Annotated in this window: 21 protein-coding genes; 11 read left to right on the forward strand and 10 right to left on the reverse strand. The window is 65.0% G+C overall.

The window, feature by feature from the left end; translation table 11 throughout:
- Nucleotides 1-6 precede the first annotated feature (6 nt).
- The gene (locus QCE69_RS21095) at nucleotides 7-1,257 is read left to right on the forward strand and encodes an MFS transporter (protein WP_309922710.1); all 1,251 of its coding nucleotides are present in this window, start codon (nucleotides 7-9) and stop codon (nucleotides 1,255-1,257) included.
- 34 nt (nucleotides 1,258-1,291) lie between these two features.
- Here the strand turns inward: QCE69_RS21095 and QCE69_RS21100 are convergent, their stop codons facing one another.
- On the reverse strand, nucleotides 1,292-2,254 hold the full coding sequence (locus QCE69_RS21100) for a helix-turn-helix domain-containing protein (RefSeq protein WP_309932739.1): 963 nt from the start codon (nucleotides 2,252-2,254) through the stop codon (nucleotides 1,292-1,294).
- Nucleotides 2,255-2,359: 105 nt separating this feature from the next.
- On the opposite strand from QCE69_RS21100, the gene QCE69_RS21105 reads away from it, so the two are divergent.
- Entirely contained in the window at nucleotides 2,360-3,304 is a 945-nt protein-coding gene (locus tag QCE69_RS21105) for a cysteine synthase family protein (RefSeq protein WP_309932741.1), read from the forward strand.
- On the opposite strand, the gene QCE69_RS21110 is transcribed toward QCE69_RS21105, so the two are convergent.
- On the reverse strand, nucleotides 3,305-4,045 hold the full coding sequence (locus QCE69_RS21110) for a DUF2278 family protein (RefSeq protein ID WP_309932742.1): 741 nt from the start codon (nucleotides 4,043-4,045) through the stop codon (nucleotides 3,305-3,307).
- Between the two features lie 161 nt (nucleotides 4,046-4,206).
- Between QCE69_RS21110 and QCE69_RS21115 the strand changes: the two genes are divergently transcribed.
- Nucleotides 4,207-5,877, forward strand: a complete 1,671-nt coding sequence (locus QCE69_RS21115; protein WP_309932744.1) for a fibronectin type III domain-containing protein — start codon at nucleotides 4,207-4,209, stop codon at nucleotides 5,875-5,877.
- Here the strand turns inward: QCE69_RS21115 and QCE69_RS21120 are convergent.
- Nucleotides 5,829-6,026, reverse strand: a complete 198-nt coding sequence (locus QCE69_RS21120; protein ID WP_309932746.1) for a hypothetical protein — start codon at nucleotides 6,024-6,026, stop codon at nucleotides 5,829-5,831. The two genes, QCE69_RS21115 and QCE69_RS21120, sit on opposite strands and share 49 nt — an antisense overlap.
- A 146-nt stretch (nucleotides 6,027-6,172) precedes the next feature.
- On the opposite strand from QCE69_RS21120, the gene QCE69_RS21125 reads away from it, so the two are divergent.
- On the forward strand, nucleotides 6,173-6,985 hold the full coding sequence (locus QCE69_RS21125; RefSeq protein WP_309932747.1) for a CHAD domain-containing protein: 813 nt from the start codon (nucleotides 6,173-6,175) through the stop codon (nucleotides 6,983-6,985).
- 3 nt (nucleotides 6,986-6,988) lie between these two features.
- Here QCE69_RS21125 and QCE69_RS21130 read toward each other — a convergent pair whose 3' ends face one another.
- Nucleotides 6,989-7,471 carry an SLATT domain-containing protein gene (locus QCE69_RS21130; protein WP_309922726.1) on the reverse strand — a complete coding sequence of 161 codons (483 nt, stop codon included), beginning with the start codon at nucleotides 7,469-7,471 and terminating at the stop codon, nucleotides 6,989-6,991.
- 630 nt (nucleotides 7,472-8,101) lie between these two features.
- Between QCE69_RS21130 and QCE69_RS21135 the strand changes: the two genes are divergently transcribed.
- Together QCE69_RS21135 and QCE69_RS21140 are read left to right on the forward strand one after the other, a co-directional pair.
- Complete coding sequence (locus tag QCE69_RS21135) at nucleotides 8,102-8,482, forward strand: NUDIX domain-containing protein (protein WP_309922728.1); 381 nt, start codon at nucleotides 8,102-8,104, stop codon at nucleotides 8,480-8,482.
- 72 nt (nucleotides 8,483-8,554) lie between these two features.
- A complete protein-coding gene (locus QCE69_RS21140) occupies nucleotides 8,555-9,091 on the forward strand; it encodes a YbaK/EbsC family protein (protein ID WP_309932749.1) in 537 nt (178 codons plus the stop codon).
- 25 nt (nucleotides 9,092-9,116) lie between these two features.
- Here the strand turns inward: QCE69_RS21140 and QCE69_RS21145 are convergent, their stop codons facing one another.
- From QCE69_RS21145 to QCE69_RS21160, 4 genes are all read right to left on the reverse strand, one after another.
- Nucleotides 9,117-10,136: an alcohol dehydrogenase gene (locus tag QCE69_RS21145; protein WP_309932752.1), complete on the reverse strand. Its 1,020-nt coding sequence runs from the start codon at nucleotides 10,134-10,136 to the stop codon at nucleotides 9,117-9,119.
- Between the two features lie 67 nt (nucleotides 10,137-10,203).
- Nucleotides 10,204-10,701, reverse strand: coding sequence for an Lrp/AsnC family transcriptional regulator (locus QCE69_RS21150; RefSeq protein WP_309932754.1), 498 nt, complete (start codon nucleotides 10,699-10,701; stop codon nucleotides 10,204-10,206).
- Nucleotides 10,702-10,735: 34 nt separating this feature from the next.
- Entirely contained in the window at nucleotides 10,736-11,461 is a 726-nt protein-coding gene (locus QCE69_RS21155) for a haloacid dehalogenase type II (RefSeq protein ID WP_309932756.1), read from the reverse strand.
- Nucleotides 11,462-11,471: 10 nt separating this feature from the next.
- Nucleotides 11,472-12,197 carry a haloacid dehalogenase type II gene (locus QCE69_RS21160; RefSeq protein ID WP_309922743.1) on the reverse strand — a complete coding sequence of 242 codons (726 nt, stop codon included), beginning with the start codon at nucleotides 12,195-12,197 and terminating at the stop codon, nucleotides 11,472-11,474.
- A gap of 250 nt (nucleotides 12,198-12,447) precedes the next feature.
- Between QCE69_RS21160 and QCE69_RS21165 the strand changes: the two genes are divergently transcribed.
- From QCE69_RS21165 to QCE69_RS21175, 3 genes are read left to right on the forward strand one after another with little or no spacing between them, the layout of a single operon-like run.
- Nucleotides 12,448-13,569, forward strand: coding sequence for a branched-chain amino acid ABC transporter substrate-binding protein (locus QCE69_RS21165; RefSeq protein ID WP_309922745.1), 1,122 nt, complete (start codon nucleotides 12,448-12,450; stop codon nucleotides 13,567-13,569).
- A gap of 18 nt (nucleotides 13,570-13,587) precedes the next feature.
- Nucleotides 13,588-14,595 carry a trans-3-hydroxy-L-proline dehydratase gene (lhpH, locus tag QCE69_RS21170; RefSeq protein WP_309922747.1) on the forward strand — a complete coding sequence of 336 codons (1,008 nt, stop codon included), beginning with the start codon at nucleotides 13,588-13,590 and terminating at the stop codon, nucleotides 14,593-14,595.
- Between the two features lie 13 nt (nucleotides 14,596-14,608).
- Nucleotides 14,609-16,129: a glycosyltransferase family 39 protein gene (locus QCE69_RS21175; RefSeq protein WP_309932757.1), complete on the forward strand. Its 1,521-nt coding sequence runs from the start codon at nucleotides 14,609-14,611 to the stop codon at nucleotides 16,127-16,129.
- Here QCE69_RS21175 and gcvA read toward each other — a convergent pair.
- Nucleotides 16,126-17,037 carry a transcriptional regulator GcvA gene (gene gcvA / locus QCE69_RS21180; protein ID WP_309932759.1) on the reverse strand — a complete coding sequence of 304 codons (912 nt, stop codon included), beginning with the start codon at nucleotides 17,035-17,037 and terminating at the stop codon, nucleotides 16,126-16,128. The genes QCE69_RS21175 and gcvA overlap by 4 nt on opposite strands.
- A 106-nt stretch (nucleotides 17,038-17,143) precedes the next feature.
- Between gcvA and QCE69_RS21185 the strand changes: the two genes are divergently transcribed.
- Nucleotides 17,144-17,986 (forward strand): EamA family transporter, encoded by an 843-nt coding sequence (locus QCE69_RS21185; protein ID WP_309932761.1) that lies wholly within the window; start codon nucleotides 17,144-17,146, stop codon nucleotides 17,984-17,986.
- Between the two features lie 7 nt (nucleotides 17,987-17,993).
- Here the strand turns inward: QCE69_RS21185 and QCE69_RS21190 are convergent, their stop codons facing one another.
- On the reverse strand, nucleotides 17,994-19,028 hold the full coding sequence (locus tag QCE69_RS21190) for an alpha/beta hydrolase (RefSeq protein WP_309932763.1): 1,035 nt from the start codon (nucleotides 19,026-19,028) through the stop codon (nucleotides 17,994-17,996).
- A 301-nt stretch (nucleotides 19,029-19,329) separates the two neighbouring features.
- On the opposite strand from QCE69_RS21190, the gene QCE69_RS21195 reads away from it, so the two are divergent.
- Nucleotides 19,330-20,757: an MFS transporter gene (locus QCE69_RS21195; protein WP_309932765.1), complete on the forward strand. Its 1,428-nt coding sequence runs from the start codon at nucleotides 19,330-19,332 to the stop codon at nucleotides 20,755-20,757.
- Nucleotides 20,758-20,802 lie beyond the last annotated feature (45 nt).

Here is a 20,802-nt window from a genome sequence, read left to right on the forward strand (position 1 = left end):
CCACTCATGAACCAACCTCTCGACCACACGGCCGAGGGCGCGCGCAGCGCCCCGCCGAAGTCGATCTTCGGGCCGCCGCACATCCGCGCGCTGGTCGCGTCCATTTCCGGCTACGCGATGGACGGCTTCGACCTGCTGATCCTCGGCTTCATGCTGAGCCTGATTTCGGCGGACCTCGGCCTCACCTCGGCGCAGGCCGGCTCGCTCGTGACGTGGACGCTGGTCGGCGGCGTCGCGGGCGGCATCGGCTTCGGCATTCTGAGCGACTATCTCGGCCGCGTGCGCGTGCTGACCTACACGATCCTGCTGTTCGCCGTGTTCACCGGGCTGTGCGCGTTCGCGCAGGGCTATCACGACCTGCTCGCGTACCGCTTCATCGCGGGCCTCGGGCTGGGCGGCGAGTTCGGCATCGGCATGGCGCTCGCCATCGAAGCCTGGCCGGCTGAAAAGCGCGGCCGCGTCTCGTCGTACGTGGGCATGGGCTGGCAAATCGGCGTGCTGATCGCCGCCATCGTGACGCCGATCCTGCTGCCGCATATCGGCTGGCGCGGCATGTTTCTCGTCGGCCTCGCGCCCGCCGTGCTGTCCTTCGTGATCCGCAAGGCGATCGGCGAGTCCGAGATCTTCATCGAGAAGGCCGCCCGCAAGCGCCACGAGTTCCCCCTCAAGACGCTGTTCCGCGACCGCGAGACCACGCGCCGCAGCATCGGCATGATCATCATGTGCTCGGTGCAGAACTTCGGCTACTACGGCCTCATCATCTGGATGCCCGGCTATCTGACGAAGGCCTTCGGCTTCACGCTCGCGAAGTCGGCGACGTGGACGGCGGCGTCGATCCTCGGCATGCTCGTCGGCATCTGGATCTTCGGGCAGCTGGCGGACAAGATCGGCCGCAAGCCGACCTTCGTCATGTACCAGATCGGCGCGCTCGTGATGGTGTTCATCTACTCGCGCATGACCACGCCGGAGGCGCTGCTGATCGGCGGCATGGTGGTGGGCATCTTCGTGAACGGCATGATGGGCGGCTACGGCGCACTGATGGCCGAGCTCTATCCGACGCATGCACGCGGCACCGCGCAGAACGTGCTGTGGAGCATCGGGCGGGCCGTGGGCGGCTTCGGACCGCTGGCGATCGGCGCGGTGGCGAGCTACTACTCGTTCGGCATCGCGATCGCCGCGCTGGCGTGCATCTATATCGTCGATGTCATCGCGACTCTCACGCTCATTCCCGAGCTGAAGGGCGTCGAGCTCGAATGATGTAACGCCTGGAGGCGCGCCGCCATGCGCGCCTTCAGCGCCGATCCGCGCGCATCTCCCTTACGCCGTGTCCGAGCTTGCGGCGCAGCAAGGTGCGCAGGGTCGCGGAATCCGCATACCCCACCTCGCTCGCGATCTTCTCCAGATCGCATCCCGCCGACACGAGCTGCCGCGCGCGCTCGATCCGCAAATCCTGAAAGAACGCCAGCGGCGACTTGCCGAGCACCGCCTCCGTGCGCCGCTGCAAGGTGCGCGGCCCGACGCACAGCGCGCTCGCCGCGTCATTGAGCGAGAAGCCCGCCGAAAGGTGCTCGCGCGACCAGCGTTCGAAACGCGCGATCAGCGGATCCGCATGGGCGACGTAATCCGGCACGATGTAATGCGCCTGCGACGCGCGCTGGTCGATCAGCAGGAAACGCGCGACCATCGTGGCCAGTTCGGGGCTGGCCTGCCGCACGAGCCACAGCGCGAGGTCAAGATGACCCATCGCGGAACCCGCCGTCACGACGCGCCGCGACGCGACCACCATGCGCGAATCGTCCAGATCGACTGCCGGAAAGCGCTGCCGGAACGCGGGCGCGAGCGACCAGGTCGTCGTGGCCATGCCGTGATCCAGCAAGCCCGCCTCCGCGAGCACGAAGGTGCCGGTACACGCTGCGGCAATGCCGATGCCTTGCGCATGCCAGCCGCGCAGATGGCCGATCGCTTCGCGCACGTCAGGGCGCGCCAGTGCGGCGAGCAGCGGCTCGGGCTGCTTGGCGTTGAGCGCGGGCAGCACGACCCAGTCCGGCTGGCGCACTTCGGCGACCGGTTCGGGCTGTGTCGAAAAGCCCAGCGCCGTGCGCACGCGCCGCCGCACGCCGACCAGGTTGAACTCGAATGGAGCAGCCGTGCTGCCCTGCGCAGCGGCCAGCTCGTTGGCCGTGCCGAGCGTGTCCAGCAGCGCGGCCAGTCCGGTATCGAACACGCCATCGAGCGCCAGGATGGAAAGTCGCATGTCGCAAATGATGTCGATAATGTCATTTGCGACTATATTCTGCGCGTGCCCGGACGTCTAGACTGCGAAGTATTCCAGCTCGATCTCACCGACCCCGGCACGCACATGAACCTCGCTCCGCATTCCGTTCTCGACACCATCGGCAACACCGCGCTGCTGACGCTGCGCCGCGTCGTGCCGTCCAATGGCGCGCGCATTTCGCTGAAACTGGAAAGCCAGAATCCGACCGGCAGCATGAAGGACCGCATCGCGCTGGCGATGATCGACGCGCCCGAGCGCGACGGCCGTCTGAAGCCCGGCGGCGCGGTGGTCGAATACACCGGCGGCAGCACCGGCGTGTCGCTCGCGCTGGTGTGCGCGGTGATACAACATCCGCTGCATCTCGTAAGCTCGGACGCGTTTTCGAAGGAGAAGCTCGATCACATGCGGCTGCTCGGCGCGCGGCTGACCATCGTCCCGAGCGAGAACGGCAAGCAGACGGAGAAGCTCACGCGCGACATGATCCGCGAGGCGCATCGCATCGCGGAAGAAACCGGCGCGTACATCACTGCGCAGATGGAGAACACGGACCAGCTTCACGCGTACACGAAGATGGGCGACGAAATCTGGCGGCAGACAGAAGGCCGCATCGACGCCTTCGTGCAGAGCGTGGGCACGTCCGCCTCACTGCGCGGCATCTCGGCGACCTTGCGCGGCCATGACGCCCGCGTGCGCGTGGTTGGAGTAGAGCCGGCGGAGTCCGCCGTGCTGTCGGGCGGGCCGAGCGGCGCGCACAAGATCGACGGCATTGGCGCGGGTTATGTCGTGCCGCTGTGGCATGACCGCATCGCGGACGAACTCGAACGCGTCTCCACCGATGACGCCCGCGCCATGGCCTTTCGCCTCGCCGCCGAGGAAGGGCTGTTCTGCGGCGCCTCGACCGGCGCGAACGTCACGGCGGCCTTGCGCGTGGCCGAGCGTCTCGGGCCGGATGCGCACATCGTCACCATCATGTGCGATACCGGCATGAAGTACCTGAAGTCCTACGCGCGAACCCTGGATGCCGCTTAGCTAGCCCAGGATCGGATGCGATGTGCCGGGGATCGGGTAGCCGCGATTGTCGGTGGGCACGAGCTGCGTCTGGAACGCGACGAACAACGCCTGGAACTTGCCGTCCACTTCCACCATCACGGCGCCATCCTGGAAGACGCCGTTCTCGTTCGAGTGGTCCCTGACCTTGCTGCCTTTCGCGGGCTTCGGATTGCCCTGGTTCATGTGCGTTTCGTGAAGGCCGTCCTTGCCCGGTTCGAACAGGAAGCCGAAGCCGTACACCGTGACGTCCTTCGTCGGCTTCCAGCCGCGCCGGTTGTCTTTATACGTCGGCGTCGGATAGACATAGGGCACGCCGTCGCCCGACATGTCGAGCTGCAACATCTCGTTGAGCAACTCGTTGATGTCGTTGTGCTCGCCTTCCTCGTCGAGCGCGATGGGGCGCATCGCACTCAGGTCGACGAGTTTCGTATCGTGCACGTAGTCCAGCTTCGGGAAGTTCGACGTGGACACGCCTGCCGCGACCTTCTCGAGATCCGCGGTCATCGGATGCTCGAAATAGGGGTTCCACTGATACAGCACGAAGTAACCTTCGGGGCCGGTCAGCGTGCTGTCCGACTTCACGTTGGTGACGATGCGGAACTCATTGCCCTCCTGATCCTCGCTGACGATCACATAATGCGGATCGCCTTTGTAACCCTGCAGAAAGGGAACGCCGAGCGTGACCTTGCCCTTGAAGAGAACGTATTCGTTGCGTGCCATGAGCATGACTCCTGAAGTGGTCCGCTTTCATTGGAGCGCGCGCGTATGACAGCGTTCCGTTCGATGCACGGATGAACTCGTGCAGTGTCACGGCACGGTCATGCCGATGACAATAATGTCTCGTGACACGGCGAATCTTCCCCACGACGAGACATACGCACATGGTCACGAAGAACCCGCAAGACTCCGCACCGCTCGCCTCGCGCCGCGGCTTCCTGAAGTTCGCGGGCGCCTCCGGCCTCGCCACCGCAGCAGGCGCAATGAGCCGCTCTGCTACGGCAACGACGGACACGCCGGACGGCACGCCCGAACAGATTCACCTCACTTGGGGCGAGGATCCGTCGAGCGAGGTGGTCATCAGCTGGGCGTCGCTCGCACAGGCCACTGCGCCGCGCGTGCGGCTGCAATCGGACGATGGCCACGCCCACATGATCCATGCCGTGCAGCGCACCTACACGGATGGCCTCAACGGCGAGATCGTGTGTACTTATCATGCGCGGCTGCGCGACCTGCGTCCGGATACTCAATACCACTACGAAGTCACCGCCGACAACGACAGCAACGCCGGCCAGCCCTTCACGTCGAGCTTCCGCACGGCGCCGCGCGGACGGCACGCGTTCCGCTTCACCAGCTACGGCGACCTGGCGACGCCGAACACGAACTGGGTGCTGTCGTCGCCGCAGAGCCGCTTCGCGGTGCAGGCGGTGGAGCGCTTCGAGCCGCTGTTCCATCTGCTCAACGGCGACCTCTGCTACGCCAACCTCAACCCCGCGAGCCAGCCCGACGTGTGGCGCGACTTCGGCAACAACGCGCAGACGTCCGCCGCGAACCGTCCGTGGATGCCGTGTCCGGGCAATCACGAGATCGAGTTTCACAACGGCCGGCAGGGCTTCGACTCGTATCTGACGCGCTACACGCTGCCTGACAACGGCACGCGTTTTCCGGGCCGCTGGTATAGCTTCCGCGTGAGTTCGGTGCTGTTCATCTCGCTCGATTCCGACGACGTCGTCTATCAGGACGGCGCCGCCTTCGTGGCCGGACCCAATCCGCTGGTGCCCGCCGCGAGCACCGGCAATCCGCCGATCGCCCCCGGCACCTCGTTCTATGTGCGCGGCTACAGCCAGGGCGAGCAGAGCCGCTGGCTCGAAAAGACCTTGCGCGAAGCCTCGCATGACGACGGCATCGACTGGATCATCGTGCAGATGCATCAGGACGCGCTCAGTTCGTCGAAGACGGGCAACGGTTCCGACAAGGGCATCCGCGAAGCGTGGCTGCCGCTGTTCGACCGCTATGGCGTCGATCTCGTGCTGTGCGGCCACGATCACGACTATGAACGCAGCCATCCGGTGCGCGGCTGCAATCATCACGCGGGCCGTGACGCGGTGACGGGCGAACGCGTCGATACGCTGCAGCCGCGTCCCGTACACGGCTCGCCGCGCGCCAACGATCCGATCGATACCTCGCACGGCACCGTGCATCTGATTCTCGGCGGCGGCGGCACCAGCGCGCCGCTCGATGTCTACGGCACTGATACAGGTACCGGCCTGCCGCAGGCGCAGGTCTTCACGAAGCCGAACCGGCCCGTACCCGGCACGACGGCGGGCACGTTCGTGCGGCCTGTCGCGGATGCCGTCGAGGACGCGATCTGGTCGGCGCAGCGTGACACCGGCACGGGCTATGGCATTGCCGTGTTCGATCACGATCCGGGCGAGCACGGCGGCCGCACTTCCATCACGATCAACTACTATCACGCCCCCGGCGCGGACAAGACGCCCACGGCGGACTACGCGCTTTTCGAAACCATCGTGCTGGAGAAGCGGCGCGGGCGTTGATCCTCCACGCCGGTCACGTCGTTCTCTTCAAGGGGGACGCTGAGACCGGCGTCCGCTTCGGCCGGACGGACGAGCAACACGAGCAGTTCAGGCTTGACACCATCGCCGCGCGGGGCGAAAAGTGCGTGAAGCGGCAGAAGCGGCAACATGGCTGAACCTCTTTTAGCGGGGAGTCGAGCCGACACCCTGGCGCCGGCGCGGTCCTGCGGCACCCTGTTTGTTGCTATGTCATTGTCTGCAACGTTCGGTACGTTTCTTGCCCTTATCTCCATTCCGCAAGACTAGGGACACCGACATGAAGAAGGGAAACAATGGCGCGTTAGCGGAATCGAGCTTCTCCACTTATGCCAATCCGCTGATCGGCGAAGCGTCCGCGCAGGCCACGGTGCTCGAAGACAGCACGGACGCCGAGGAACTGCACAAGCTGCGTGTTGCACTGCGGAGGCTGCGCACCTTGCTGTGGGCGTATCGACCGATTCTGAAGAAGGATTTCGACGACCAGCAGCGCGCCCTCCTGAAGTATCTGGCCAGCGCGGCAGGCAATACGCGCGACTGGGACATCCTGATCGAACTCGTCGACAAGAAAAGCAGCGCGCCCTTGCTCGATGCCTTCCGCGAACAACGCAGCGCAACTGCCGCAAAAAGCCGCGATACGCTCTCGCACGCGAAGCTCAAGCAGATGCTGCACGAGTCGCTGAGCGAGGCGAACCGCGAACTCAATACGGCGGCGCAACGCACGCCGCTGACCCAGTTCGCCCGGAAGCGCGTGACGGCTGCGGAAAAACAACTGAGCAAACGCATACGCTCGGCCGCGAAGGCGAAGGGCAAGGACTACGCGCAGCTGCACGATGTACGCAAGGCTGGCAAAAAGGTACGCTATCTGGTCGAGTTCTTCGAGCCGCTTCTCGGCGGCAAGCAACGCAAGACGCTGAAGGGCCTCAAGCGGATGCAGAAGCGCTTCGGGGCGTTGAACGATGTCGTCGCAAGTCGCGCGCTGCTGGAACAGCATCTCGACGCGCTGCCGGATGGCGCGGCCGCACAGAAAGCGCTGCGCTCGCTCAAGAAGGAGCAGAAGCGGCGCATGAAGGCCGCTGTGCGCTTGCTGTAAGGCTTATCCGCGCGCGACGATCCCGCGCGGCAAATGTGGCGCATTCTGCGCAATCTGATCGAGTTCGTCGCGCACGCCTTCGATGTCGCGCATGTCGTGCAGATAGGGATCCGCTGCGTGGATCGCTTCCAGGCGGCGTCTCACGGCGCCGTACTGCGCCCCCGCGCGCCGGTGCAATTCGGCGCGCTCGCTGTAGCGCAGAAAGGTCTGCAAGGACGCGAGCACGGCGGCGCCGATACTCGTCAGCCCGATCACGATGCGCAACTGCGGCGAGATGGCGGTAGCGACGAGCGAGAGAAAAGCCGACGTGCCCGTAGCGGTCGTGATGCCGATGACAGCCAGTCCGAGCTTCCTGCCGCTTGCGGTCAGACGGTCGGCCATCGTGTAGTGACGGATCTGCGATTCGCGGGCTCGTCTGATCCAGTTCAGCACCAGCGCCCGCGCGTCCTGCGGCGGCTCACAGGTTTGATGTAACGGTTCGGTCATGGTCCATGCAGGGCTTGAGTGAAACCCAGTGTAGCGTTCGACCGTGGACAAACCGTGTCCCTGTCTTGCGTCTTTAAGCGTGCCCGAAGGCGTCCGCGAATTCACTGGACAGAAGCCGAAAGCGACGCTTCTTCGGGCAATTGAATTGCGCATGGCTGCGTACACTTCTTTACATGGCGCAACGCACCGCGCCAGCAAAAGCGAAGCGATATTCACTGAGCAAACCGGCTTACCCTCAACTTTCTTACCGGTTGCAGCAGGTGTCGTAGTCGCAGAAGTACCGGAGTGGTTGCAGCAGATGGAGTGGCGTTGTCGGGGAATGTGCCGTTTAGAAGTCGCAGCAATAGCAGTGATAGCAGTAACAGCAGTCACAACACAAAAACAGCAGGTGTCACAGACGTACCGGTAGACGTAAAAAACTTGCCCCGGCCGAGCGCATCCGCCGGGGCTTTTCTTTGGGTCGACGGCTTCTACGTTCAAGGAAGGGTCATGCAGCGCCGAACACGGCTATCGGTGCAAAAGATCGTGCAAGGTGCTCCACAAGAAAATTCGCCTTGGGTACACTAGCTGCTGCCCGACAGGGCGAGACCCTGCCAACGGTAACGCGAGAACAAAAACATCGGAGCGAATTTGAGGAAACGAGCCACGGTCGTCTGCCGAAGAGGCAAACGCATTCTGCTGGTCGCGCGGCGCGAATCCAAATGGGCGCTGCCCGGCGGCATCCTCAAGCGCGGCGAAGACCTTTCGGATGCCGCGCTCCGCGAGCTGAAGGAAGAAACCCGCCTGTCGGGCAAGTCGGCCAAACATCTGTTCAACTATCGCGGCGACCAGAAACATCACCACGTGTTCTTCTGCGACATCTCGAAGAGCGCAAAGGCACGGGCCAGCAATGAGATCGCGCGTTGCCGCTGGGTGCATGTCGACGAAATCGCGCGGCTCGCCACCAGTTCGCCTACCAAGGTCATCGTCAAGATTCTCGGCGAGAAGCGCAACGGCGCACGCGGCAAGTAGCTTAGAAGCGTCGCGGACGCGCATCGGTTACCCTGAGAACCTTTTGCGTCCCACACGCCCGCCTGACCGCCCATGAACACGCCCCAAGACGACTACGCGCTCAATCTCGACCACATGTCCGCCGCTGACATCGCGGCGACGCTCCCCGCCAGCGTGCTTGCCACGCTGCACGGCACCGACATCACCGTGTTCCGCGTTCCCGACGACGCCTCCGACACCGCCGCATGCAGCGAGCGCTTCGGCATCGACCTGGAGGATTGCGCGAACACCATCGTCGTGCGCTACAAGAAGGATGGCGGCGAACGATACGCGGCGATCGTCACGCTGGCTTCGAAGCGGCTCGACGTGAACGGCGCGGTCAAGCGCGCACTCGGCGCGCAGCGCATCTCGTTCGCGTCGCGCGAAGTGGCCACCGAACACTCCGGCATGGAGTATGGCGGCATCACCGCGTTCGGCGTGCCGGCCTCATGGCTCGTGCTGGTGGAAGCCGCGGTCATGGAGCGCGCGCGCGTGGTCATGGGCGCGGGCGTGCGCGAGGCGAAGCTGCTGCTGTCGCCGCAACAGCTGCTCGCGCTGCCCAACGCGACGGTCGCGCCGCTCGCCACCTGAACCCGTAGACAGACGCGCTACCGGCTCACTTGCCCGGCGTGAGCACCACCCTGAAGCGCGCCTTGCCACTCATCATGCGGTCATAGGCTTCGGCCGCGCGCGACAGCGGATATTCCTCGATCATCGGCTTCACGCCGGACAGCGCGCTGAACGCCAGCGTCTCCTGCGAATCCGCCGCGGTGCCGGACGGCCAGCCCTGCACCGAGTTGCGCCCCATGATGAACTGCGTGATCGGCACCTCGACCGGTTCGTCGGAGATGCCCACCATGATCATCTTGCCGTTCAGTCCGAGCCCGCCGATGGCCGCATTCATCGCGCGGCCGCTCGTCGCTGTCGCCAGGATCACGCGCGCGCCGCCCAGCGCCTTCAGTTCATCGGCGACGTTCTGCGCTTCGCTGTCGATGTAGTGATGCGCGCCCAGTTCCTTCGCCAGCGGCGCCTTGTCCTGACCGCGCGCGATCGCCACGGTCTCGAAGCCCATCTTGCGCGCGAACTGCACGCCCAGATGCCCCAGCCCGCCGATGCCCAGCACCGCGACCACATCGCCGGCGCGCGCGCCGCTGTTGCGCAGCGCATTGAAGGTGGTGATGCCGGCGCAGAGGAGCGGCGCGGCATCGACGTTGGCGAGATCGTCGGGCATGCGCGCCAGCGCTTCCTGCGGCGCCACCATGTAGTCGGCATAGCCGCCGTCATAGCTGATGCCGGGCACGAGCGCCTTCTGGCAAAGCACGAAGTCGCCATGGCGGCAATGCTCGCAATGACCGCAGTGTCCGCCGTGCCAGCCCACGCCGATGCGCTGCCCCTGCTGCCATCCTTCTACGCCCGCCCCGAGTTTCTCGATCACGCCCGCGATCTCGTGTCCCGGCACGCGCGGAAACTGGAGTCCGGGCCACAGCCCTTCTTTCGTCAGCGAATCGCTATGACAGATGCCGCACGCCTGAACCTTGATGAGCACATGGCCTTCCGGCGGTTCTGGCACGTCGCGTTCGACCACTTCGAGCGGACCGTTCGCTTGCGCCACCTGCACTGCCTTCATCTTCGCCATGGCTTACTCCCGTCAAAGAACTTCAGAATAGGATGCCGTCCGGCGTTTTGAAAGCTCGGGGGCGCGCTCAGCGCTCGTCGTCGGCGAGCAGCGACGCCAGCGGCACCGTATGCCTGACGAACGGCGAGCGAATGACGATATAACTGAAGTATTTCTCGATGCCCACATTCCGGTCGACAAGCTTCTCGATCACCTCCTGATAGTGACCGATATCCTTGACGAGAAACTTGAGCAGGTAGTCATAGCCGCCGCTGACGAGATGGCACTCGGTGACTTCCTCGACATCGCGCAGATTGGCCTCGAAGCGCACGAAGTCTTCACGGCGGTGATCGTGCAGCATGATCTCGGTGAAGACCGTCATCGTGCTCGTGAGGCGCGTCAGATCGAGATGCGCGCCATAGCCCGCAATGATGCCCGCCGCTTCGAGCCGCCGCACGCGTTGCAGACACGGACTCGCCGACAGCCCGACCACGCTCGCGAGATTCGCGTTCGTGATGTTGCCGTTCTTTTGCAGTTCGGCCAGGATCCTGATGTCGATGCGGTCCAGCTTCTGTCGGTGGTTCATGTCGTGCGGGATCGATGGGCGCCACGCGGCTGCGTCAGCCTTCGGCGAGTTCGGCGTGATGCGCCGTGACGAGTTGCGCCATGCTCGTGAACTTGAAATCGACGGCGGGTTCCGTGAGCGTCTTCACGGTCGCGCCGAAGCCGCGCTGCTCGAAGCGCCGGTGAATCCAGCAGCCATGCATGCCGTATTCCTCCGCCGGAAGCAGATCATGATAATTGCTGTCCGCCACGTGCAGCGTTTCCCGCTTGTCCACGCCGAGCCGGGCCAGCACGTCGAACAGATAGTCGAAGTTGCGGCGCGCCGGCTTGTAGGAACCCACGTCCTCGGCGGTCACGATGGCGTCGAACTCGACACCGAGCTTGCGCTTGCTCGCCTCGAAGCTTGCATTGTCCACGTTCGAGACGATGACCAGCCTGAAATACTTCTTCAGATACTGAAGCGTGCTGGCCGAGTCCGGAAACGCGGGCCAGTCGCCGACGGACGCGCCATAAGCGACGGCCTCGTCCCACGCATAGCCGACCTCCCATTCTTCCGCCACGCGCTTATACACGATTTCCAGCAAGCGGTTGTAGGCGAGATCGGGCGTGAGCAACTGCTGCTTCGATTCGTGACGCGCATGCGCTTCCAGAATGTGATCGCGCGTGAGCGTGACGGGAAGCCGCGCCGCCAGCTTCGTCAGCCCGGCGGCGATGCCGGCTTCCCAGTCGATCAGCGTGCCGTAGCAATCGAATGTCAGTGCCTTGAATTCGGTCAGCTGCACACCTTTCTCCTCATGACTGTGCCAACGCTTCGCGATGCGCCTGCGCGAGTTCCGCCATGCTGTTGAAGCGGAACGCGATAGTCGGCTGCGCGCCCGGATCCATGGTTGCGCCGAAGCCCGGCTGCGCATGCCGCCGATAAATCCAGCACGACGTCAGACCGAATGCATTGGCCGGCTTGTGATCGTGGAACAGGCTTTCGGCGGTATGGAGAATCTTCTCCTTGGCGATGCCGCGCTCGCCCAGCTTCTCGATCAGGTACTCGAAATTGCGCGGCGACGGCTTGTACGAACCGACGTCTTCCGCCGTGATGATCGCATCGAACGTCACTTGCAGCTTCGTGTTGCTGTGCGTGAAGCTCTCGTTGTCCACGTTGGACAGGATCACGAGCTTGTAATGCTGCTTCAGATACTGGAGTGCTTCCGCCGAATCCGCGAAGGCCGGCCAGTGCCGAATGGAACGGCCATACGCGATGCATTCCTCGTGCGTATGCGGCACGCCCCATTCCTCGGCCAGACGCTTGTACACGATGGGCAGCAGATCCTGATAACGCTTCGCCGGCGTGTACTTTTGCTGCGCGGATTCATGCCGCGCGTGCGCTTCCAGCACCTGATCGCGCGTCAACGAAGGCTTCACGCGTTCGAGCAGCGGACGCAGCCCTTCGAAGATGCCGCTTTCCCAGTCGATCAGCGTGCCGTAGCAGTCGAAAGTGAGGGTGTCGAAGTCGGTGAGTTTCACGGTCGCTCCTGTCTGATGGCGAGGGGTGGAGCAGTCAGTGTAGTGAGACGTGGCGGCAGCCGGAGCCGATGTTGCTCGCTGCAACCGCAGCTTGTGCGGTTCGTGGCCCGTGCCGCAGCAGATTCTGCTGCACGTGCGCAAGCGGGCTTCGTGACCTTACCAGAACGACCGGTCGAATTTTTAACTGCTTGAGAGCCCCATCCATCTGCACTACATTGGTGTTCCTTCGAAACCGTCTGGAGACGAGTCCATGCGCTATCCCGTCCTTGCCCTGGCTGCCGTATCCGTTTTCTCCGTGGCCGCGTCCGCCGCCGCGCAGGAGGTCGTCACGTTCGGCCACTCCGCGCCCCTCACCGGCCCGCAGGCGCCGAACGGCAAGGACAACGAGAACGGCGCGCGGCTCGCCATCGACGAACTGAACAAGGCGAACATCAGCATCGGCGGCAAGAGCGTGACCTTCAAGCTGGATTCGCAGGACGACCAGGCCGACCCGAAAGTTGGCGTGCAGGTGGCGCAGAATCTTGCCGATCACAACGTGCTCGCCGTGCTCGGGCCATATAACTCGGGCGTCGCGATTCCGGCCTCGCGCGTCTACAGCACGGCGGGCATTCCGCTGCTGCCGGTGGCGTCGAACCCGGCGCTCACGAAGCAGGGCTTCAAGAACATCTTCCGCATCGGCGCCAGCGACGAGCAACTCGGCGGCACCATGGGCGAATTCGCCGCGAAGACGCTGAAGGCGAAGACCGCCGCGATCATCGACGACCGCACCGCGTACGGCCAGGGCGTCGCCGAGCAGTTCGAGAAGGTGGCGAAGGCGAATGGCATCAAGATCGTCGACCAGCAGTTCACCAATTCACAGGCCACCGATTTTCTCGGCATTCTCACGGCGATCAAGTCGAAGAATCCCGATGTGATCTTCTTCGGCGGCTATGCGTCGCAAGGCGCGCCGATGGCCAAGCAGATGAAGCAGCGCGGCATTCGCGCGAAGCTGCTGGGCGGCGACGGCATCTGTTCCGCCGACATGGGCAAGGTCGCGGGCGAGGCGGCGTCCATCGTCTATTGCGCGCAGGGCGGCGTGGCGCTGGACAAGACGCCGGAAGGCCGCGCCTTCCTGAAGAAGTACCAGGATGCCTATCACACGGACACGCAGGTCTACGGCGTCAATTACTACGACGGCGTGAAGATGCTCGCCGACGCCATGGTCAAGGCCGGCACCACCACCGACAAGGCGAAGCTCATCGCGCAACTGGCGAAGGAGAAGTACAAGGGCGTCGCGGGCACCTATTCGTTCGACGCCAGCGGCGACCTGCAGGGCGCGCCTACCACGGTCTACATGATCCGCAATGGCCTGCCCGTTCCCTATGCTCAATAAGTCTCACCGCACAACGCAATGAAACTTTCCCGATCCATTTCGACCGTCGAAGTCCATACCGGCGGCGAGCCGTTCCGCATCGTCACGAGCGGCCTGCCGCGTCTGCCCGGCGACACCATCGTGCAGCGCCGCGCCTGGCTGAAGGAACACGCCGACGACATCCGCCGCGCGCTGATGTTCGAACCGCGCGGCCATGCGGACATGTATGGCGGCTATCTGACCGAACCGGTATCGCCGGAAGCGGACTTCGGCATCATCTTCCTGCACAACGAAGGCTATAGCGATCACTGCGGACACGGTGTCATCGCGCTGGCGACGGCGGCGGTCGAACTGGGCTGGGTGCAGCGCACGAGCCCGGAGACGCGCGTGGGCATCGATGCGCCGTGCGGCTTCATCGAAGCGTTCGTGAAGTGGGATGGCGATCACGCAGGCTCCGTGCGTTTCGTGAACGTGCCGTCCTTCATCTGGAAGCGCGACGTGACCGTGGACACGCCGAGCTTCGGCACGGTCACGGGCGACATCGCGTATGGCGGCGCGTTCTACTTCTACACCGATGGCGCGCCGCACGACCTGCCGGTGCGCGAGTCATCGGTGGAGCAGCTGATCCGTTTCGGCGCGGAGGTGAAGGCAGCGGCCAACCAGGCGTTTCCGCTCGCGCATCCGGACATTCCGGAGATCAATCACATCTACGGCACGATCATCGCCAATGCGCCGCGTCATCCCGGCTCCACTCAAGCCAACTGCTGCGTGTTCGCGGACCGCGAAGTGGACCGTTCGCCGACCGGCTCCGGCACGGGCGGGCGCGTCGCGCAGCTCTATCTGCGCGGACAGCTCGGCGCGGATGAAACGCTGGTGAACGAGTCGATCGTCGGGACCGTGTTCAAGGGGCGCGTGCTGAAGGAGACCATGGTGCACGACATTCCGGCGGTCATTCCGGAGATCGAAGGCGAGGCGTATATCTGCGGCTTCGCGAACTGGATCATCGACGAACGCGATCCGCTGGCCTACGGGTTTCTGGTGCGCTGAGGCGCGTCGGCCGATGGAACGCGCGCGTGGCAAGCCCGGCGCAAGCGGCGACTTCGTCGTGCTGATGCTGCTGGGCATTGCGCTGTTTCTGCTGCACGCCTTCACCAACGGCCGCTACGGCTTTCATCGCGACGAATTGTCGACGCTCGAAGACGCCCGCGCGCTCGCGTGGGGTTATGTCGGCGTGCCGCCGGTCATGCCGTTCCTCGCGCATGTGGTCACAACGCTGTTCGGGCCGTCGCTCGTCGGGCTGCGAGTCTTTTCCTCGCTCGCGATGAGCGTGGCGCTCGTGCTCACCGGACTGATGGCGCGGCACATGGGCGGAACCCGCTTCGCTCAGACCGTGGCCGCGCTCGCCGCCGCAATCAGCAGCGTCGCCCTGAATGCGGGCAGCCTGTTCCAGTACGTCAGCCTCGACTACCTGTGCTGGGTGGCGGCGGCGTACTGTTTGTTGCGCGTGCTGTCGTCCGATGATCCGCGCGGGTTCATCGGCGTCGGCATCGCGGTCGGGCTCGGCTTGCTGACCAAGTACACGATGTCGTTTCTCGCGGCGGGCATCGTCGCCGGCGTGCTGCTCACGCCCGCGCGGCGGCATCTGCGCAGTCCGTGGCTGTGGAGCGGCGTGGCGCTCGCGGGGGTAATCGTGCTGCCGCATCTCGTCTGGCAGATCCGGCATGACTTCATCTTGCTCGACTTCCTGCAAAGCATCCATCAACGCGATGTCGCGCTGGGCCGCACCGCAGGCTTCGTGTCCGGCCAGTTGTGGATCGCGGCAAGCCCGTTCACGCTTCCGTTGTGGCTCGCCGGGCTCTACAGCGTGCTGTTCGGCGCGGACAGCATGCGTTTCCGCGCAATCGGCTGGATGTTCGTTGTGCCGCTCGTCCTGTTCGTGGTCGCGCACGGCCGCGACTACTACATGGCGCCCGCCTATCCGATGCTGCTGGCCGCCGGCGCCGTCTGCGGCGAGCGCGCGTTGGCCGCCCTGGACGCGCGTCGGGCACGCATCGCCGGCATGTGCGTGTGGACGCTGCTCGGGTTCGGCGGCGTGCTGGGCGCGGCGCCCGTGCTGCCGGTCGCGCCGTTGGGGTCGGCATGGTGGCGCAGCGCCGACCGCCTCAACGGCGGCAACTTCAACGAGGAACTCGGCTGGCCGGAACTTGCGCAAGCCGTCGTGCGCGTCCGCGATGCGCTGCCCGCCGGGCAGCGCGCGAGCGCAGGCATTCTCGCCGCCGATTCGGCCCAGGTCGCCGCGCTCAGACTCTATGGCGCGCGCGACGGCCTGCCGCCGGCGATCTCCGGCACCAATACGAACTGGTTTCGCGGCTACGGCAATCCGCCGCCGCAACCGCTGATCGTCGTCGGTGTGCCGGATGATTTCGTACAACGCGAACTCGTCGCGTGCCGGATCGCCGGGCATGCGGACACGCCGCTGGGCATTACAAACAGCTCGATGCGCCAGCGCGACATTTACGTCTGCGACGGTCCGCGTCAACCGTGGCCCGCGTTCTGGCGCGCGGTGAAGCGCTACGGCTAACGCGCCGTCCGTTCCCGCGCGCACGCGTCGCCCTCGCGTTCCAGCCACGAACGGAACAGCACGATCAGCCGTTCGTCCTGACGGCCTTCCGCGACATACGTGCAGTACGTACGCGACGGCAAGCGCGGCGCGTCGAACGGTGCGATCAGCCGGCCCGACGCGAGATCGTCGGAGACGAGCGCCGTTGGACCCATCGCGATGCCCATGCCGTCGACGGCCGCCTGCAAGGTCAGATAGAAATGGTCGAAGCTCATGACGGCGGCCGGACGCAGCGTCGGCACTTCGGCTTTCGCGAGCCAGTCGGGCCACACGCGCGGCAGACTCGACGCGTGCAGCAGCGTGTGCCATTCCAGATCCTGCGGAACCCGCAGCGGCACGCGGCGCAACAGCGCCGGACTGCACACCGGCAGGCGCTCTTCGGCGAGGAACGGCTGCATCGCATAGCCGTAGAAGGTGTCCGGACCACCGCGTATCACGATGTCGTGACTCTCCTTCAGCGCCTCGACCGGTTCGTTCGACGTCTCCACCCTCACTTCGACATCCGGATGCGCGCGGCGGAAGTCTTCGAGTCGCGGCACCAGCCAGCGCAGCACGAAGGTCGCGGGCGCATTCACGCTGAGCGTGCGGCTCACGGCTTCGGACAGTCCATAGCGCGCAGTGGCCTGCGACAGCTGATCGAACAGCGGACCGATCTGCGCGAGATAAGCCTCGGCGGCCGGCGTCAGCGCAACGCGCCGGTTATGGCGCTCGAACAGCGGCGCGCCGAGCCACGCTTCGAGCAAGCGCACTTGCTGGCTCACCGCGCCTTGCGTGACGTGCAGTTCGGCTGCGGCCTGCTTGAAACTGCCGAGCCGTCCGGCGGTTTCGAAGGCACGCAGCGCATTCAGCGGCGGCAAGGTCCGGTTCATTTACAGGAGAGATTTTCTGACGCGACATCCGAAGATAAGTGGTTTGTGAGCGGCTTACAAGATAGTTATTCTCTTGAATACGCCAACATAACCAGAAAGCACGCTCATGCTCAGTTATACCGGCGGTGTCGTCCTGCTCGCCGCCCTGCTCCACGCAAGCTGGAACGCGATGTTGCACGGCAATCGCGACCGCTTCTTCTCGATGACCTGGATGAGCATCGCCATCGGCGCGGTATCGCTCGTCGCGGTGGTGTGGCTGCCGTTGCCGGCCCCGGCAGCGTGGCCGTATGTGATCGCGTCGGGACTCGTGCACGTGGTCTACAACGTGAGCCTCGTGCGTTCGTACCGGCGCGGCGATCTCGCGCAGGCGTATCCCATCGCGCGCGGCTCGTCGCCGCTGCTCGTCACCCTGGGCGCGGCGCTGTTCGCGCATGAGGGCATCGGCGCGCTTCGCGTGCTCGGCATCGCGCTGATCTCGGCCGGCATCATGGCGCTCGCGCTGCGCGGGCGGCACGTCTCGCGCGCGGGCGCGCTCGCGGCGCTGACCACCGGCGTGACCATCGCGGTCTATACCGTGATCGACGGCATCGGCGTGCGGCTCTCGCGCGATCAGCCGTTCGCCTACACGGCGTGGATGTTCCTCTTCTACTGGTTCATGCCGCTGATCTTCGTCGTGCGACGCGGCGCCGACGCCATCTGGAAGCCGGTCTTCGCCGCGCCGATGTCGGTCGTCTCGTCGATTGCGGGCGGGCTCGTCTCGATTGCCGCGTACGGCATCGTCATCTGGGCGATGCAGTCGGGCGCGATGGGCGCCGTGTCCGCATTGCGCGAAACCAGCGTCGTGTTCGCGGCGCTGATCGGCCGTGTGTTCCTGCGCGAGAACGTCGACGCGCGGCGCTGGATCGCCTGCGTGGTGGTCGCCGCGGGCGCGGTGTGTCTCGGGCTTTGAACGGCCGTTACATGCGAGCGACGTCGATCACCGCATCGGCGAAGGCGCGCGGCGCTTCCTGCGGCAGGTTATGCCCGATTCCGCCCGTGATCGTCCGATGCTCGTACTTCCCCGTGAACTTCTTCGCATAGTCTGCCGGCGCGGGATGCGGCGCACCGTTGGCATCGCCTTCCAGCGTGATGACCGGCACGCCGATGGACGGCCCCTTCGCGAGTTGCGCCTCGAGCGCGTCGTATTGCGGCTCGCCGTGCGCCAGCCCGAGCCGCCAGCGATAGTTGTGAATCACGATGCCCACGTGATCCGGATTGCCGAACGCCGCGGCTGAACGCGCGTAGGTCGCGTCGTCGAAGTGCCATTGCGGCGACGCCGTCTGCCAGATCAGCCGGTTGAAATCGTTCCGGTTGGCGTCATAGCCCGCGCGGCCGCGTTCGGTCGCGAAGTAAAACTGATACCACCACGACAGCTCGGCCTGCGGCGGCAGTGGCGCCTGGTTCGCCTGCTGGCTGCCGATCAGATAGCCGCTCACGGAGACCATCGCCTTGACGCGCCCCGGCCACAGCGCCGCGACGATGTTCACCGTGCGCGCGCCCCAGTCGAAACCGCCCAGCACCGCATGCTCGATCGAGAGCGCATCCATCATCTCGATCACATCGCGCGCGAGCACGGCCTGCTGGCCGTTGCGCGGGGTATCGGCGGACAGGAAGCGCGTCGGGCCATAGCCGCGCAGATACGGCACGACGACCCGATAGCCCGCTGCGGTCAGCATCGGCGTGACTTCGGCGTAGCTGTGGATGTCGTACGGCCAGCCGTGCAGCAGGATCACGACCGGCCCGTTGCGCGGCCCCGCTTCGGCATAGGCGATGCTGAGCGTCGGGGTCGCGATATGCTTCAGGTGCGTGAAGCTTTCCGGCAACGCGGGTGCGGGAGCGTTCCGCGCTTCCGCCGCCTCGACGAGCCCGCTCAGCCCCATCTCAAGCAAGCCGATGCCGGCGACGGCGGTGCCGAGCAGACGGCGGCGGCGGTTATCGATGCGGTCCTTCATGATCTTTTCCTCTCGTTGTCAGGTCTATTCGGCGAGGGATCATTTGAAGCGCCGTACGTATCCGCCGTGTGTCGAGACGCGCGGCGCGTGCAACGCACTGTGTCGGCGGATCGGGCGGATACAGTGGGGTACAGAAAACCGCCCACGGTAACAAGAAGCAAATGACGCCATCGACAGCGGCGGAGCCGGTTACCATTCTTGTCTGAGCGCTTAATAGCAACAACGAGCAAGCACGAGCAAGCGCGGGCGAGTCCTGTCACCCGAAGACGAGGGCCGCCCGATAGCGAACTTCAAGGGTGTCATGTCAAAAGCTGAAGACGCAATCGCACGAGATCCGGCGGGCGATGCCGCAGAGCCGCCGCACGGAACACAGGAAGAGACAGCAAGCGAAGCAGAAAGCGCAGCACAGAACGACACGAGCCAGGAACCGGAAGCGCCCGCCGTCACGCGCACCGGGCCGCTCACCGAAGCCGCGCTGTTTGGCCGGCAGACGCCGCCCGCCGCACCCGCGCCTCCCGAGGCCGCACCGCATGTGCATCCGCCCGGCGCGGGCAGCAGCTATCGCGCGCTCGCAGGGCTGCTCATCAGCTATGCGCTGCTGATCGTCGGCAATGGCCTGTTCCAGACGCTGATTCCGTTGCGCATCATGCAGTCCGGCTATCCGACCATCGTGATCGGTCTGGTTCAGTCGTGTTACTACGCTGGCTTCATCCTCGGCGCGATGGTCAACCGCAGGCTCATCGACCGCATCGGACAGCACCGGACGTTCGTCGCGTACTCGGCGGCGGCATCGATCCTCGCGCTCGCGTTCGGCGCCGCGCAATCGCCGTGGACGCTCGCGCTCGTGCGCCTGCTGACCGGCTTCGCCTTCATGGGCCTGTATGTGTCGATCGAAAGCTGGCTCAACGGTACGGTCGAGAACGAGAAGCGCGGACAGGTCTTCGGCACGTATGCGGCCATCAACTATCTCGCGGTGGGCAGCGGGCAGTTCCTGCTGAACTTCGGCGCGGGCATGGGCGGCCAGCAATTCTCGATCGCGGCCGCGCTGTTCGCGGCGGCCGTGATGCCGGTGACGCTGCTCGAAGGCTGGCCCGTCAAGGTTGCCGACGAATCCCTGCACCGCGTACCGGCGCGAACCTGGCGGGAAAGCGTGCGCGACATGATGGCCGCCGCGCCGCTCGCCGTGCCGGGCTGCGTGCTCGCGGGTTTCATCTACAGCGCCTTCTACGCGATGATGCCGGTCTACCTCCAACGCGCCGGCTTCTCGACGAGCGAGCTCGCGACCTTCATGGGCGTTGCATTGATTGGCGCACTCGTGCCGCAATGGCCGATGGGCCGCCTCTCCGATCGCTTCGACCGGCGTCGCCTGGTGTACATCACCGCATCGATCTCGGCGACGCTGAGCCTCGTGCTGTTCTGCATCGACGTGCGCGTGGTCACCTGGTGCGCGACACTCGCCTATGTAGCGGTCACTTTCACGCAGTACGGCCTGATCGTGTCGCACGTGCAGGACCGGACCGAGCCGCATCATCGGGTGGCCATTTCCGCGACGCTGCTCGCGCTGTTCTCGTTCGGCGGCATGGCGGGCCCGGCGCTGGCGTCGTCGCTGATGACGGTCGTCGGCCCGAGCGGGCTGTTCCTCTTCAACGCGCTGTCCTGTGTGTTGCTCGCATTGAGCGCACGGCGCGCGCTCGGCATTCATCTGCGCGGTGCGCATGCCGGCGCCTGACGGCATGCGACATCGCTCTTTACCAACGCATTACGCAGAGAAAAA

It is taken from the genome of Caballeronia sp. LZ032, assembly GCF_031451315.1.
In the GTDB taxonomy this organism is placed as follows: domain Bacteria; phylum Pseudomonadota; class Gammaproteobacteria; order Burkholderiales; family Burkholderiaceae; genus Caballeronia.

Excerpts from the sequence above, each read along its gene's own strand:
- QCE69_RS21095 (WP_309922710.1), top strand. The coding sequence starts at position 7 with ATGAACCAACCTCTCGACCACACGGCCGAGGGCGCGCGCAGCGCCCCG.
- QCE69_RS21100 (WP_309932739.1), bottom strand. The coding sequence starts at position 2,254 with ATGCGACTTTCCATCCTGGCGCTCGATGGCGTGTTCGATACCGGACTG.
- QCE69_RS21105 (WP_309932741.1), top strand. The coding sequence starts at position 2,360 with ATGAACCTCGCTCCGCATTCCGTTCTCGACACCATCGGCAACACCGCG.
- QCE69_RS21110 (WP_309932742.1), bottom strand. The coding sequence starts at position 4,045 with ATGGCACGCAACGAATACGTTCTCTTCAAGGGCAAGGTCACGCTCGGC.
- QCE69_RS21115 (WP_309932744.1), top strand. The coding sequence starts at position 4,207 with ATGGTCACGAAGAACCCGCAAGACTCCGCACCGCTCGCCTCGCGCCGC.
- QCE69_RS21120 (WP_309932746.1), bottom strand. The coding sequence starts at position 6,026 with ATGTTGCCGCTTCTGCCGCTTCACGCACTTTTCGCCCCGCGCGGCGAT.
- QCE69_RS21125 (WP_309932747.1), top strand. The coding sequence starts at position 6,173 with ATGAAGAAGGGAAACAATGGCGCGTTAGCGGAATCGAGCTTCTCCACT.
- QCE69_RS21130 (WP_309922726.1), bottom strand. The coding sequence starts at position 7,471 with ATGACCGAACCGTTACATCAAACCTGTGAGCCGCCGCAGGACGCGCGG.
- QCE69_RS21140 (WP_309932749.1), top strand. The coding sequence starts at position 8,555 with ATGAACACGCCCCAAGACGACTACGCGCTCAATCTCGACCACATGTCC.
- QCE69_RS21145 (WP_309932752.1), bottom strand. The coding sequence starts at position 10,136 with ATGGCGAAGATGAAGGCAGTGCAGGTGGCGCAAGCGAACGGTCCGCTC.
- QCE69_RS21150 (WP_309932754.1), bottom strand. The coding sequence starts at position 10,701 with ATGAACCACCGACAGAAGCTGGACCGCATCGACATCAGGATCCTGGCC.
- QCE69_RS21165 (WP_309922745.1), top strand. The coding sequence starts at position 12,448 with ATGCGCTATCCCGTCCTTGCCCTGGCTGCCGTATCCGTTTTCTCCGTG.
- lhpH (WP_309922747.1), top strand. The coding sequence starts at position 13,588 with ATGAAACTTTCCCGATCCATTTCGACCGTCGAAGTCCATACCGGCGGC.
- QCE69_RS21175 (WP_309932757.1), top strand. The coding sequence starts at position 14,609 with ATGGAACGCGCGCGTGGCAAGCCCGGCGCAAGCGGCGACTTCGTCGTG.
- gcvA (WP_309932759.1), bottom strand. The coding sequence starts at position 17,037 with ATGAACCGGACCTTGCCGCCGCTGAATGCGCTGCGTGCCTTCGAAACC.
- QCE69_RS21185 (WP_309932761.1), top strand. The coding sequence starts at position 17,144 with ATGCTCAGTTATACCGGCGGTGTCGTCCTGCTCGCCGCCCTGCTCCAC.
- QCE69_RS21190 (WP_309932763.1), bottom strand. The coding sequence starts at position 19,028 with ATGAAGGACCGCATCGATAACCGCCGCCGCCGTCTGCTCGGCACCGCC.
- QCE69_RS21195 (WP_309932765.1), top strand. The coding sequence starts at position 19,330 with ATGTCAAAAGCTGAAGACGCAATCGCACGAGATCCGGCGGGCGATGCC.